Here is a 12,945-nt window from a genome sequence, read left to right as displayed (position 1 = left end):
CCTGGCAGGATCGCACCACCTACGATCCGCTCCGCCACACCGCCGCCATGCTTCATCTCGCAAGCGTCGGGGGTTGACACAGGATGTCTCATGCCTTCTCCTTCAGGCCCCGGGCGGTGCCGCCGGCGATGCGTCGTTGGGCCATCATGTCGCCGCAGGCCAGCGCGGCCGAGGTCATGATGTCGAGGTTGCCGGCGTAGGACGGCAGGTAGTGCGCGGCCCCTTCCACCTCCAGGAAGATGGAGGTCTTGAGGCCATGGCGAAGCCCGACCTTCGGCACGTTGATCGGTCGGTCCGCGGGGATGAGGTCGAACTGCACCCGCTGCTTCAGTCGGTAGCCCGGAACGTAGGCCTGGACCTTGGCGACCATCCTCGCGATGCTCTCCTCGACCTCCGCCTGGTCCGCCGGCTCGGAGAGCACGAACACGGTGTCCCGCATGATCAGCGGCGGGTCCGCCGGGTTCAGCACGATGATCGCCTTGCCCCGCTCGGCCCCGCCCAGCTTCTCGATGGCTGCCTTGGTGGTCTCGGTGAACTCGTCGATGTTCGCACGCGTGCCCGGCCCCGCGCTCTTGCTGGAGATCGACGCCACGATCTCGGCATAGTGGACCTTCGCGACCTGCGACACCGCCGCGACCATCGGGATGGTCGCCTGCCCGCCGCAGGTCACCATGTTGATGTTGACGGCGTCCTCCGCCTCCAGATTGATCGCGGGGATGACATACGGCCCGATCGCCGCCGGCGTAAGGTCGATCACCTGGATGCCATGCGGCGCCAGGACGTCGTTGTGGCGCTGGTGTGCGTTGGCGGAAGTGGCATCGAACACGATGTCGATGTCGTCGAAGACGTCCAGCTTCAGCAGTCCGTCCAGTCCTTCGGCCGTGGTCGGGACACCCAGCCGGGCCGCGCGCGCCAGGCCGTCGGACCCCGCATCCACCCCGACCATCGCACCCATCTCCAGGTACTTGCCGTTGCGCATGACCTTGATCATCAGGTCGGTGCCGATGTTGCCGGGGCCGATGATCGCGGCCTTGAGTTTTTCTGTCACGGTGATTCCTTCAGTTGTGATGACCGGGGTCTGGGCGGCCAGGGCTACTCCCCGACATGAAAGCCGGCGACACCCAGCCGCTCCATCTCGACGGAAACGTACTGGCCAGGCGCGATCCATTCGGCGGGCGTGGCACCTCCGGCCATGACGATCCAACCCGCCCGGAGCGGCTCGCCGGCGGCCGCCGACAATCGCGCCGCGGCGACGAGCGAGCGCAGCGGATGACCCAAAATCGCGGCCGTCGATCCGACCTGGACCGTGCGGCCGTCGATGTTCATCGTCAAACCCAGGTTGCTGAAGTCCTGGCGCGGATCGTTCCAGGCGCCGACGACGAACCCGCTGGACGACGCGTTGTCCGCGATCACGTCCGTCAGGCTGAACTTGAAGTCGCGGTAGCGCGAATCGATGATCTCCAGCGCGGGTGCCACTGCCTCGACGGCGGCCAATGCTTCTGCGGCCGTGACGTCGCCGGCGAGGTCCTTCTTCAGCACGAAGGCGATCTCCGGCTCGACCCTCGGATGGATGAAGCGCGATCGCTTCAGCGCCGAACCCTCTTCGACCTGCATACCGCTCGACAGGCGTCCCCAGATGACATCGTCGATACCCATCTGGATCATCTTCGCGCGGCTGGTGAAGCCCATCTTCACGCCGACGCGTCGCTCGCCGCGCTGGACGCGTCGCTCGATCGACGCCGCCTGGATCGCGTAAGCGTCCGCCACCGACAGCCGGCCCTCGGGGTCGACCTGCTGCACCGACCTGGCGGCGCGCGCCGCGTCGTCCAGCAGTTCCGCGACGTTCTGGATCTGGCTCATGCTTGCTCCTCGCTGTTGGCCGCTTCAAAGACAGCCTTGATGTCGCCCAGGCCATGGATCCTCGTCTCGAAGACGTCGCCGGGCGCCACCGGGACCATGGGGCCCAACGCGCCGGACAGCACCAGATCCCCGGCACGCAGCGGTTGACCCAGCGACGCCATGGTCCGTGCGAGCCAGACCACGGCGTTGATCGGATGGCCCAGGCAGGCCGCACCGGCGCCGACTGAAACCGGCTCGCCGCGACGGGTCATGACCATGCCGCACAGGCGCAGGTCCAGATCGGAGAGACGCCGGGGCGTATTGCCGAGCACATAGGCGCCTGACGACGCGTTGTCCGCGACCGTGTCGACGAACTTGATGCGCCAGTCGGCGATGCGGCTGCCCACGATCTCCAGCGCGGGCAGGACATGGTCGATCGCACGCATCACGTCGAGCTGGGACGGTGACGGCATCGCCAGGTCGCGGCCGAGCACGAAGGCGACCTCCGCCTCGATCTTCGGCTGCTGCAGCGCGGACATCGGCACGGGTTCCCCGTCGCCGTAGCCCATGTCGTCGAAAAGAACGCCGAAATCGGGCTGGTCCACGCCCAGCTGGGCCTGCACGGCGCGCGCGGTCAGTCCGATCTTGCGGCCCACGATGCGGCGCCCGCCGGCGACGCGATGCTCGGTGTTGATGCGCTGGATCTCGTAGGCAGAGTTCGCGTCGAGTGTCGGATAGGTCTCGCGCAACGGCGATATGTAGTGCCCCGACGCTGCGGCATCGCGCAGCGATCGGGCGGCTGTGGACAGTTGTTCAGGCGTCACTTGTCTTCTCTCTGGGGGTGGCGTTCACGCTGGTGCGTACTCTCTCGACAACGAGAAGAACTCTTCTGCGTTCCCGGCGAGCATGCGGGACTGTTCTGCTTCGGTCAGGAAGTCGGCCTCCTCGATCAGCGATCCGATGCGGGCCTCGCCCAGTGGGAACGGATAGTCGGAACCGAGGAGGATGCGATTCGTGCCGTGCACTTCCGTCAGCAGGCGCAGCGAGCGTCGATCGAACACCGCGCTGTCGACGTAGAAGCGATCGACATAGGAAGACGGCAGCTGCGGGCAGTTCTCCCGAACGATGTCGCGGTGCTTCCAAGCGTTGTCGACCCTGCCGAGCAGGAAGGCGAAGGCGCCGCCGCCGTGGGCAAAGCAGATCTTCAGTGAAGTCGGGATGCGCTCCAGCGCCCCCGAGAGGATCAGCGACAGCATGCTCAGCTGCGTCTCGGCCGGCATGGCGACCAGCCAGGGCAGCATCCACTTCTTCATGCGGCCTTCGCCCATCATGTCCCACGGATGGACCAGGACGGCGATGCCTTCGTTCGCACAGTGCGTCAGGAAGGCCACCAGTTGCTCGTCGTCCATGTCCCGGTCGCCGAGATGATTCCCGATCTGAACGCCCACGTGCCCGGCGCGCGTGGCGCGCGTTGCTTCGATGCAAGCCAGTTCGAGGTCCTGCAGGGGCACCTGCGCAAGAACCTTGAGCCGCGAAGGGTCGGCGCTGGCGAATTCCAGCGCATGGTCGTTCATCCGCGCGCACCAGTCGGCCGCGACGCGAGGCGGTGCGCCGTAGCCGAACATGACGGGCGTCGCACAGCTGATCTGGATGTCGACGCCTTGCCGGTCCAGGTCTTCGAGGCGCGCATGCGCGTCCCATAGGACACGATCGACCGGCCTGAACGGCGCGTCGCCGCGCATGATCTGGCCGTGGTCGCCACCTGCATCGATGCGCAGCCAGGCGCCCGATTGGGCACTCAGCAGCTTCGCCTCCTCGCGATCGATGCGCGGAAAGTGATGCGCATGCATGTCGATCTTCTTGGGAGTTTTCATGAGACTGTCCTTCGGTGCGACTAGCCGAGCGCGTGATGGCTGGTGAGCGTGTGGTGCCACGCCCCGGCATCACGCCCAGGGTGCACCTCGCCGCAGTTCGGGCAGGTGCGATCCGCCACCGATGACGCGTAAAAGCGCTCGTAGGTCGGAGGCAGGTCCGCCACGATGCTTCGCAGCTGGATCTCGGAGCGTTGAACGAGGTGGGCGCAGACGGCGCAGTTCCACTGGAAGGCATCGATGTCCGTCGGCGGGCGCTGGCGCTCGACCACCAGGCACAGGCTGCCGACCTCGGGCCGCTGCGGCGAGTGCAGCACGTGCGGCGCCATCAGGAACATGTCGCCCTCTCTCAGGTCGACGCGGTCATACTTCCCCCGATCGAGGATCAGCAGGTACGCGTTGCCCTTGAACTGGTAGAAGAACTCTTCCATCGGATCGTCGTGGAAGTCGCTTCGCTTGTTCGGGCCGCCGACGACGGTGACCAGGAAGTCGCTGTCCTTCCAGATCTGCTGATTGCCGACCGGCGGCTTCAGCAGATGGGCGTTGTCGTCGATCCAGCGCTGGAAGTTGAGGGGGTGTCCGTACTTGTACATGGTTGACCTCGTGTCGTGGGGGCTCAGGCCTTCGCGTCGCCGGCGAGCGGCTTCCAGGCGACGACCTTGATCTCGATCAGCAGATGCGGATGCGGGAGCTGGTGCACCGCCACGGTCGTCCGCGCCGGGCCGCTCTCGTCGAAGAACTCGCCGTAGACCTCGTTGTAGCCACCGAAATCGTTCATGTTCACGAGGTAGGCGCAGGCCTCGACCACGTCCGACAGGGACGCGCCGGCGGCCCGCAGCACGTCTTCGATGTTCGTGATGACGGCGCGGGTCTGGGCGCGGATGTCGAGCGAGGTCGTCCCCATCGCATCCACCTCGACGCCTTCGAAGCTGTTGTCCGGCCGACGCGAGCTGGTTCCGGAGACGAAGATGAATTCGCCCGCGCGGCGAAAGTGCGGAAAGCGGCCGCGGGGTCTGGCCTTTCCTTCGACGACCTGGCTCTGGATGGCGCTCATGGTGGGGTCCTAGAGTTGGATGCTGATGTTGCTGATCTCGGAATAGAAGTCGAGCGAATGGCGTCCGCCCTCCCGCCCGAGGCCCGAGAGCTTCGCCCCACCGAAAGGCGTGCGCAGGTCGCGGTTGAACCATGTGTTGACCCACGCGATGCCGACGTGCAGGCGCCGCGATACGTTGTGCGCGCGTTTCAGGCTCGTGGTCCAGAGGCTCGCGGCCAATCCGTACTTGCTGTCGTTGACGCGACGGATGACCTCTTCGTCCGTGTCGAAGGGCGAGATGTGGCACACCGGGCCGAAGACTTCCTCGACATTGCAGCGCGCACCGTCCGAAAGGCCGGTCCAGATGGTCGGGAGCACGTACGCGCCCTTGTCCCGCGCGTCGCCGAAGGACGGCACGCCGCCACCGGTGACGACCGTGGCACCCTCCTCCACCGCGAGGTCGAAGTACGACAGCACCTTCTTGCGATGGCCGTGCGAGATCAGCGAGCCCATGCCGACGCCGGGCTCGTCCGGGTACCCGATCACCAGCGCTTCCGCCTTCTGCTTCAGCGCGGCGACGAAGCGGTCGAAGATCGGTCGTTCGACGAACACACGTTCTGAACACAGGCAAACCTGCCCCGAGTTCGTGAAGCTCGACTTCAGTACGCCGTTGACGGCCGCCTCGAAGTCGGCGTCGGCGAAGACCACCGCCGCATTCTTGCCCCCAAGCTCGAACGAGACCTCCCGCACGCCTTCGGCGGCCACCTTCATGATGGTTTCACCGGTGCGCGATTCACCGGTGAAGGTGATGGCGTCCACCATGGGATGGCGCGTGAGGAACTCGCCTGCCGAATCGGGTCCGAAGCCATGCAGCAGGTTGAAGACGCCCTTGGGCACGCCCGCCTCATGCATCACCTCGGCCAGCAGCGTCGCGGAAGACGGCGTTTCCTCCGACGGCTTGACGACCACGCAGTTGCCGCACGCCAGGGCCGGCGCCACCTTCCACGTCAGGAGAAGCAGTGGCAGGTTCCACGGCGAGATGATGCCGATGACACCGTGCGGCTTGCGCACGGTGTAGTTCATCAGATCGCCTTCCTGGGTCCGCATCTCGAAGGTCTCGCCGCCGGCGACCTTCACCAGGTCGGCGAAGGTGCGGAAGTTGGCCACGCCCCGGTAGACGTCAAGACTTCTCGCCTGTTCGACCAGGCGGCCGGTGTCCGCGACCTCGGCGGCGATGAAGTCGTCGAACCGGCGCTCGATGCCATCGGCAACGCGCTGCAGGACAGCGGCGCGCTCTGCGGGCGACAAGGCACCCCAGGGCCCGTCGAGCGCGGCGCGTGCCGCGCGCACCGCCCGATCCACGAGGTCCGCGTCGGCTTCGCAAACGTCCGCGATCACCTCGCCATGGACGGGCGAGATGTTCGAGAACCGCTTGTCCGTGGCGACGAACTCGCCGTTCACATAGTTCAATGTCGGGCAGAGCGAGGCAGGCAGGGTCAGAGTCTTTTGCATGGTGAAGTTCTCTCGGTGACCGCCATCCGGCTGAAGTGGATCGCGGCGAAGGAAACTTTAGTCACGCAGGCCGGCGCTGGACAATCAATCTCTCGCGATCGTCTATAACCGTCTCTCATACCGAGGGACCTGCAACGCGCCGCGTTCCCTGCCATGAGTGTTTGGAATATCCACGGACCGAACATTCATTACCACCGGCAGGGACGGCCTCTTATGCTTGCGCCGAACTGTCATGAAGCAGAGGCCCAGGATGAATTCAGACGACGAACTTAGCGCCACCGGTCGCGGGACACCCACCTTGCCGACAGGCCCCCACAAGGCCGCCATGCTGCAGGCGGCGTACGAATTCCTCGCCTTCGTCGGCGACCAGCCCCTGGGCCCCGAACTCGAGTCGCGACTCAACGAGCACTACGGCCCCCACAGCGAGCGATATGCCACGCTGCTGAAGCTCCTGCGGCACGGGATCGACGAAGGCTGGGCCTGCTACAGCGAGATCACCGGCCCCGACTACCGCCGCGGCCGCATCGCGGAAGCCTCCCCGCTGACGCGCGGGTTCACCGTGGAGAGCGGCAGGCTTCGGAACGTGCTGGGCAACTACCACCGGCATCCCCGCGGCGAGATCAACATGATCGGCCCCGTCGACGCCACCGGCCAGTTCTGCGGGCATGGCGCGGGCTGGAAGGTCTTCCCTCCCGAGAGTCGCCACTTCCCGACGGTCACCGGCGGCACGGTCACGATGCTGTTCTTCCTGCCCGGCGGCGAGATCGAATACACGGATCCGCCTGCGGCCTAGGCCTCGCGCCGCCTGCCCGGTGTCTGCCGGGCTCCACCTGCCCCTTTTCTCGTATGCGCTGCGGATCGGCTCCGCAGGTCTCCACTCGTCCATCAGGAACAGACACCATGAAGCTCGCAACGCTCGCACTCCCAGTCCTGCTTGCCTTTTCCCTCGGCGCACAGGCCGCGGACAAGGTCAAGATCGGATTTGTCAGCACGCTCTCGGGGCCTTTGTCCGGGCTCGGCATCGAGATACGGGACGGCTTCCGGCTGGCGCTCAAGGAGACCGGCGACAAGATCGGCGGCCTGCCCGTGGAAGTCATCGAGGGTGATGACCAGGCCAGCCCCGACGTCGGCAAGCAGATCGTCGATCGATTGCTCAAGCGCGACAAGGTGGACTTCATGACGGGGGTCGTCTACTCCAACGTCATGCTTGCGGTGGGCGCGCCGACCTTCGCGGCCAAGACCTTCTACGTCAGCGCCGCCGCAGGGCCCGCATCCCTGGCGGGCGCGCAGTGCAACCCCTACTTCTTCGGCCTCTCGTGGCAGAACGATGGACAGTCCGAAGCCATGGGCAAGTACATGACGGAGAAGGGATTCAAGAACGTCTTCATCCTGGCGCCCAACTACGCGGGCGGTCGCGAGAACCTGGCCGGCTTCAAGCGCTACTTCAAGGGAAAGATCGCGCAGGAGTCGTACGTCAAGCTCGGCGAACTCGACTTCGCTTCCGAGCTGTCGCAGATCCGGGCGGCCAGGCCGGACGCCGTCTTCTTCTTCCTGCCCGGTTCCATGGGCACGAACTTTCTCAAGCAGTTCAACGCATCGGGCCTCGGCAAGGACCTGCCGTACTTCGTGCCCGGCTATTCCGCTGACGAGGACACGATCCAGGCCGTCGGCGATCCGATGGTCGGCCTCTACAACTCCTCGCATTGGGCCTGGGACCTCGACAACGCCGCCAACAAGAAGTTCGTGGCAGCCTTCCGGGCCCAGTACAAGCGCACGCCGTCGATGTACGCGTTCCAGGGCTACGACGTCGCGCGGCTCATCGATCGCGCGGTCAGCGACGTCAAGGGAAAGGTCGAGGACAAGGCGGCGCTGCATGCGGCCCTTGCGGCGGCGCGCTTCGAATCGGCGCGTGGGAGCTTCAAGTTCAACTCGAACCAGTTCCCGATCAACAGCTTTTACCTGCGTCAGATCCAGAAGGATGCCAACGGCGTCGTCACCAACAAGACCATCTCGCGAATCATCGATGCGCACACCGACAGCTACGCCGGTGACTGCAAGATGAAGCCGCTCTGACGACCGCGAGGAACGAATCGTGAAACCCAGGATCCTCGCCTTCGCCGGTAGCTCGCGCGCCGGCTCCTACAACAAGAAGCTCGCCGCCGTGGCGGCCGGGCATGGGCGTGCGCTGGGCGCCGACGTGACCCTGATCGACCTGCGGGACTTTCCCATGCCGATCTACGACGGCGACGACGAAGCCAGGGCAGGATTGCCCCCGGCCGCGATCCGGTTCCGCGCGCTCCTGAACGAGCACCAGGCCCTCCTGGTGGCTTCGCCGGAGCACAACGGCTCGGTCACCGCGCTCCTCAAGAACGCGCTCGACTGGGCATCCCGCACCGCCGACGGCATCGACGGCCTCGCGCTCTTTCGCGGCAAGACGGTCGGCCTGGTGGCCGCGTCGCTGAGTCCCTTCGGCGGCGTCCGCGCGGTCGCGCACCTGCGCGGCATCCTCAGCAAGATGGGCGCCAACGTCCTGGCGGACGAGGTCCTGGTCGCGGCGGCACACCATGCATTCGATGAAGCCGGGCAGCTGACCAATGCGCTCTCGGACAAGCTGACCGTGCAGCTGATGGCCAACCTGGTCGCGAGCGCCCGCTGGAGCGACGCATCATGAGCGCGCTGTACGAATCCTCTCTCAATGGACTCCAGTTCGGGCTGATGCTGTTCCTGCTGGCGGCTGGGCTGACGCTGGTCTTCGGCATCATGGACATGATCAACCTGGCGCATGGATCGCTGTACATGTTCGGCGCCTATCTGACGGCGACCCTTCTGAACGCGACGGGCTCGTTCCTGATCGCCGTCCCCGTCGCGCTTCTTTCGACGGCCGCGATCGGCATGCTGCTCGAAGTCTCGGTGTTGCGAACGCTCTACCGGCGCGATCACCTGTCGCAGGTTCTGGCCACCTTCGCGCTCATCCTCGTGAGCAACGAAGTGGTGCGGCTGGTCTGGGGCGCGCAACCGATCAAGCTGAACATCCCCGAGGCGCTTTCCGGCCCGATCGCGGTGGGTGGCGGCGTTTCCTACCCCGCTTATCGGCTCCTGGTCATCGGCGTCGGCATCGCGGTCGCGGCCGCGCTCTACCTGATCGTCGCGCGCACCCGGATGGGCATGTGGGTTCGCGCCGGCGCCTCCAATCGCGAGATGGCGACCGCGATGGGCGTGGACATCCGGCGGCTTTTCACCTACGTCTTCGGATTCGGCGCACTGCTCTGCGGCCTCGCCGGGGCGATGCTCGGCCCGCTGCTGTCGGTGCAGGTGGGCATGGGCGAGAGCATCCTGATCCTCGCGTTCGTGGTGGTCGTGATCGGCGGCATCGGTTCGATCCGCGGTGCGCTCGTCGGGGCACTCCTGGTGGGACTGGTCGACACGGTGGGGCGCACGGCGCTGCCCGCGCTGTTCGGTGCCTTCTTCTCGCCGACAGTGGCATCGGGCCTCGGGCCCACGGCTGCGTCCATGCTGATCTACGTGCTGATGGCCGCTGTTCTTTTCTTCAAGCCGCGGGGGCTGTTCCCTGCGAGGGGATGACACCATGACGCTCCATCAATCCGTCCGCATGCCGCTGGCCGCGGCGCTGCTGATCCTGGCCGTCGGCATGCCTTTCCTCGCATCGGCGCTGGACCATGATTTCTACGTCGGCGTCCTCACCCGCATCATGATCTTCGGCATCGTTGCCACGAGCCTCAACCTGCTCATCGGATTCGGCGGGATGGTGTGCTTCGGGCATGCAGCGTTCTTCGGCCTCGGCGGCTACGCCGTGGGGATCCTTGCCCATCACGGGTTTCATGCCGCCTGGCTCGCCTGGCCGCTGGCCATGCTCGTCGCGGCATTGGCGGCCGCCATCATCGGCGCCATCAGCCTGCGCACCCATGGCGTCTACTTCATCATGATCACGCTGGCATTCGCCCAGATGCTCCACTACATGTTCGTGTCGCTGGCCGACTACGGCGGGGACGACGGCTTGCCCATCAGCCAGCGCTCGTCGATGACCGCGGGGCTCGATCTTTCGCAGGACACGGTCTTCTACTACGTGGTGCTGGCCTTGCTGCTCGCGGTGCTGGCCTTCGTGCAGGCCCTCGTCAACTCCCGCTTCGGCCGCGTGCTGCAGGCGACCAAGGAGAACGAGCAGCGCACGGAGGCGATCGGATTTCCGGTCTTCCGCTACAAGCTCATCGCCTTCGTGATCGCCGGCGCGATCGCCGGCCTCGGCGGCGCATTGATCGCCAACCAGAACGGCATGGTCAGCCCGAGCCTCATGTTCTGGACGCAGTCCGGCGCCCTGATGGTGATGGTCATCGTCGGCGGCGTGGGCTACGTGTACGGTGGAATTCTCGGCGCGTTCATTCTTCTGCTGCTCGAGGAAGTGCTCGCCACCTACACGATCTACTGGCAACTGCCGCTCGGACTGCTTCTGCTCGGCATCGTCCTCTACTCGCGCAATGGCATCGCCAGCCTGCTGTCGCGCCGCCAGCGAGATTGAAGTGAAGGACCTCTCCATGCTCAAGATCCACAACCTGGTCAAGCGCTTCGGCGGCCTCGTGGCCACCGACCACGCGAATCTCACGGTGAAGGCCGGTGAGATCCATGCACTGATCGGCCCGAACGGTGCCGGCAAGACGACGCTGCTGCACCAGATCTCGGGTTCCCTGCGCTCGAACGCCGGGACGATCGCCTTCGAGGGTCGCGACGTGACCCATGTATCGATGCACGATCGGGTGCGAATGGGACTGGCACGCTCCTACCAGATCACCAACACCTTCAGGAACTTCTCGGTGCTCGACAACGTCGCCCTGGCGGTGCAGGCGCGCAGCGGATCGAGCTATTCCTTCTTCAGCGCGGCGCGCCGGGAGCGGAAGATCTTCGAGGAGGCGCAGGCGGTGCTCGAGCGGATCGGGCTGGCGCGTCGCGCCGACGATCCCGCGGGCAGCATCGCGCACGGCGAGCAGCGGCAACTCGAACTTGGCATTGCCCTGGCGACCAACCCGAAGTTGCTGGTCCTCGACGAGCCGATGGCGGGCATGGGGCCCGACGAGTCGCTGGAGATGGTCGCCTTGCTGGAGACGCTGCGCGGCGACGTCACCATGCTGCTCGTCGAGCACGACATGGATGCCGTGTTCCGGCTGGCGGATCGCATCTCGGTCCTGGTCTACGGACGCGTGATCGCATCGGGGCCGCCGGACGAGATCCGCAGCAGCCCCGAGGTTCAGAAAGCCTATCTCGGTGAGGAGGCAGCAGCATGAGCAACAGCATTCTCGAAGTGGAAGCGCTGCAGACTTTCTACGGGGACAGCCAGGTCCTGTTCGGCGTGTCGCTCGGCATCCAGGCCGGCGAGATGCACACCCTGCTCGGACGCAACGGCATGGGCAAGACGACCACCGTCCGCAGCATCTTCGGCCTGACGCCCTGTCGCGGCGGCTCGGTGCGATTTCTCGGCCACCGCATCGACCGGCTGTCCGCGGACAAGGTGGGCCGGCTCGGCATCGCGCTGGTGCCCGAGGGGCGCCAGATCTTCCCGAATCTGTCGGTGCGGGAGAACCTCGTCGCGTTCGCGCGCGCCGGGGCGAAGACGGAAGGGCGCGGCCCGGGCAGCGAGCGATGGACGCTCGATCGGATCTACGCCGTCTTTCCCCGGCTGCGCGAGCGCGAGAAGAACATGGGCAACCAGCTGTCCGGCGGTGAGCAGCAGATGCTCGCGATCGGACGCGCGCTGATGACCAATCCCCGCCTGCTCATCCTCGACGAGGCCACCGAAGGCCTGGCACCGCTCATCCGCGAGGAGATCTGGCGCTGCCTCGAGCTGCTGAGAGCGGCGGGCCAGACCGTGCTGGTGATCGACAAGTACGTCGACCGGCTGATCAAGATCGCGGACCGGCACACGATCGTGGAACGCGGCCAGGTCGCGTGGCAGGGCTCATCGGGGCAGCTCTCGTCCGATCCCCAGCTCTGGCAGCGGTACATCGGGGTCTGAGCATGAAACACGTTTCGATGGCGCACCTCAGCAATATGCAGAAGTACTGGCTCATCACCGGCAGCATCGGACCGCGACCGATCGCGCTGGTGACCTCGCTCGGCGCGGACGGGCTCTGCAATGCGGCGCCCTTCAGCGCGTTCAACTACATGGGCGAGGAGCCGCCCTTGTTCGTCATCGCCATCGACCGCTACGGCGAGGAAAGCCATCGGCCGCGCGAGAAGAAGGACACGCTGGTCAACATCCTCGACCGGAAGGAGTTCGTCGTGAACATGGTGGACGAACCGATCGCGGAGCGCATGGCCCGCTGCGCCACCGACTACCCGTCGCGCGTGTCGGAGCCGCAGGTGGTCGGCCTGGCGCTTGCGTCCAGCAAGATCGTCCGGGTGCCGAGGATCGCGGAGGCACCCATTTCCTGGGAATGCGAGCTTTTCAGGACCATCGAATTCTCGGCGCATCGAACGCTGGTCTTCGGAGAAATCGTTTCGATGGCTTTCAGGGAGGAACTGCTCGACGAAGACCGGATGCGCGTTCATGTCGACCGGTTCGCCCCCTACGGGCGGCTGGGGGGACCCAACTACGTGCGAACCACGGATCGCGTGCAGCTGCGCGTGCCGACCTTCCTGCCTTCCGTCGGGGCGCCCAGAGAGTAAGGCGGGACGTGCCGG

The 12,945-nt window shown here is 65.9% G+C and carries 15 protein-coding genes; 8 read left to right on the top strand and 7 right to left on the bottom strand.

Annotated features, from left to right (window positions below):
- Positions 1 to 88: 88 nt before the first annotated feature.
- The 7 genes from A8M77_RS12905 to A8M77_RS12875 are packed head-to-tail and all read right to left on the bottom strand — an operon-like array spanning position 89 to position 6,255.
- Positions 89 to 1,048 (bottom strand): acetaldehyde dehydrogenase (acetylating), encoded by a 960-nt coding sequence (locus A8M77_RS12905; protein ID WP_086921895.1) that lies wholly within the window; start codon positions 1,046 to 1,048, stop codon positions 89 to 91.
- A 44-nt stretch (positions 1,049 to 1,092) separates the two neighbouring features.
- Positions 1,093 to 1,860 carry a 2-keto-4-pentenoate hydratase gene (locus A8M77_RS12900; RefSeq protein WP_086921894.1) on the bottom strand — a complete coding sequence of 256 codons (768 nt, stop codon included), beginning with the start codon at positions 1,858 to 1,860 and terminating at the stop codon, positions 1,093 to 1,095.
- Positions 1,857 to 2,663 carry a 2-keto-4-pentenoate hydratase gene (gene mhpD / locus A8M77_RS12895; protein WP_086921893.1) on the bottom strand — a complete coding sequence of 269 codons (807 nt, stop codon included), beginning with the start codon at positions 2,661 to 2,663 and terminating at the stop codon, positions 1,857 to 1,859. Before mhpD ends, A8M77_RS12900 begins: the two co-directional genes overlap by 4 nt.
- Positions 2,664 to 2,687: 24 nt before the next feature.
- On the bottom strand, positions 2,688 to 3,713 hold the full coding sequence (locus tag A8M77_RS12890) for an amidohydrolase family protein (RefSeq protein ID WP_238136803.1): 1,026 nt from the start codon (positions 3,711 to 3,713) through the stop codon (positions 2,688 to 2,690).
- 20 nt (positions 3,714 to 3,733) lie between these two features.
- Entirely contained in the window at positions 3,734 to 4,303 is a 570-nt protein-coding gene (locus A8M77_RS12885) for a 3-hydroxyanthranilate 3,4-dioxygenase (protein ID WP_086921892.1), read from the bottom strand.
- A 23-nt stretch (positions 4,304 to 4,326) separates the two neighbouring features.
- Positions 4,327 to 4,764 (bottom strand): RidA family protein, encoded by a 438-nt coding sequence (locus A8M77_RS12880; protein ID WP_086921891.1) that lies wholly within the window; start codon positions 4,762 to 4,764, stop codon positions 4,327 to 4,329.
- Positions 4,765 to 4,773: 9 nt separating this feature from the next.
- Positions 4,774 to 6,255, bottom strand: a complete 1,482-nt coding sequence (locus tag A8M77_RS12875; RefSeq protein ID WP_086921890.1) for a 2-hydroxymuconic semialdehyde dehydrogenase — start codon at positions 6,253 to 6,255, stop codon at positions 4,774 to 4,776.
- Between the two features lie 250 nt (positions 6,256 to 6,505).
- Between A8M77_RS12875 and A8M77_RS12870 the strand changes: the two genes are divergently transcribed.
- The 8 genes from A8M77_RS12870 (at position 6,506) to A8M77_RS12835 (ending at position 12,930) form a co-directional block, all read left to right on the top strand.
- On the top strand, positions 6,506 to 7,048 hold the full coding sequence (locus A8M77_RS12870; protein ID WP_086921889.1) for a 4-hydroxylaminobenzoate lyase: 543 nt from the start codon (positions 6,506 to 6,508) through the stop codon (positions 7,046 to 7,048).
- A 107-nt stretch (positions 7,049 to 7,155) separates the two neighbouring features.
- Positions 7,156 to 8,328, top strand: coding sequence for an ABC transporter substrate-binding protein (locus A8M77_RS12865; protein WP_086921888.1), 1,173 nt, complete (start codon positions 7,156 to 7,158; stop codon positions 8,326 to 8,328).
- A gap of 19 nt (positions 8,329 to 8,347) precedes the next feature.
- The gene (locus A8M77_RS12860) at positions 8,348 to 8,926 is read left to right on the top strand and encodes an NADPH-dependent FMN reductase (protein WP_086921887.1); all 579 of its coding nucleotides are present in this window, start codon (positions 8,348 to 8,350) and stop codon (positions 8,924 to 8,926) included.
- Positions 8,923 to 9,837 (top strand): branched-chain amino acid ABC transporter permease, encoded by a 915-nt coding sequence (locus A8M77_RS12855; RefSeq protein WP_086921886.1) that lies wholly within the window; start codon positions 8,923 to 8,925, stop codon positions 9,835 to 9,837. The genes A8M77_RS12860 and A8M77_RS12855 overlap by 4 nt, the downstream gene beginning before the upstream one ends.
- A gap of 4 nt (positions 9,838 to 9,841) precedes the next feature.
- Positions 9,842 to 10,789 carry a branched-chain amino acid ABC transporter permease gene (locus A8M77_RS12850; RefSeq protein ID WP_086921885.1) on the top strand — a complete coding sequence of 316 codons (948 nt, stop codon included), beginning with the start codon at positions 9,842 to 9,844 and terminating at the stop codon, positions 10,787 to 10,789.
- A gap of 16 nt (positions 10,790 to 10,805) precedes the next feature.
- Positions 10,806 to 11,549, top strand: a complete 744-nt coding sequence (locus A8M77_RS12845) for an ABC transporter ATP-binding protein (RefSeq protein ID WP_086921906.1) — start codon at positions 10,806 to 10,808, stop codon at positions 11,547 to 11,549.
- Complete coding sequence (locus A8M77_RS12840; RefSeq protein WP_086921884.1) at positions 11,546 to 12,277, top strand: ABC transporter ATP-binding protein; 732 nt, start codon at positions 11,546 to 11,548, stop codon at positions 12,275 to 12,277. Before A8M77_RS12845 ends, A8M77_RS12840 begins: the two co-directional genes overlap by 4 nt.
- Positions 12,278 to 12,279: 2 nt before the next feature.
- A complete protein-coding gene (locus A8M77_RS12835; protein ID WP_086921883.1) occupies positions 12,280 to 12,930 on the top strand; it encodes a flavin reductase family protein in 651 nt (216 codons plus the stop codon).
- The last annotated feature ends 15 nt before the right edge of the window (positions 12,931 to 12,945 follow it).

The sequence above is a fragment of the Variovorax sp. JS1663 genome (assembly GCF_002157355.1).
Taxonomy (GTDB): Bacteria; Pseudomonadota; Gammaproteobacteria; order Burkholderiales; family Burkholderiaceae_C; genus Variovorax.
Note: the sequence above shows the minus strand (reverse complement) of the source record. Positions and strands in the feature narration are given on the sequence as shown.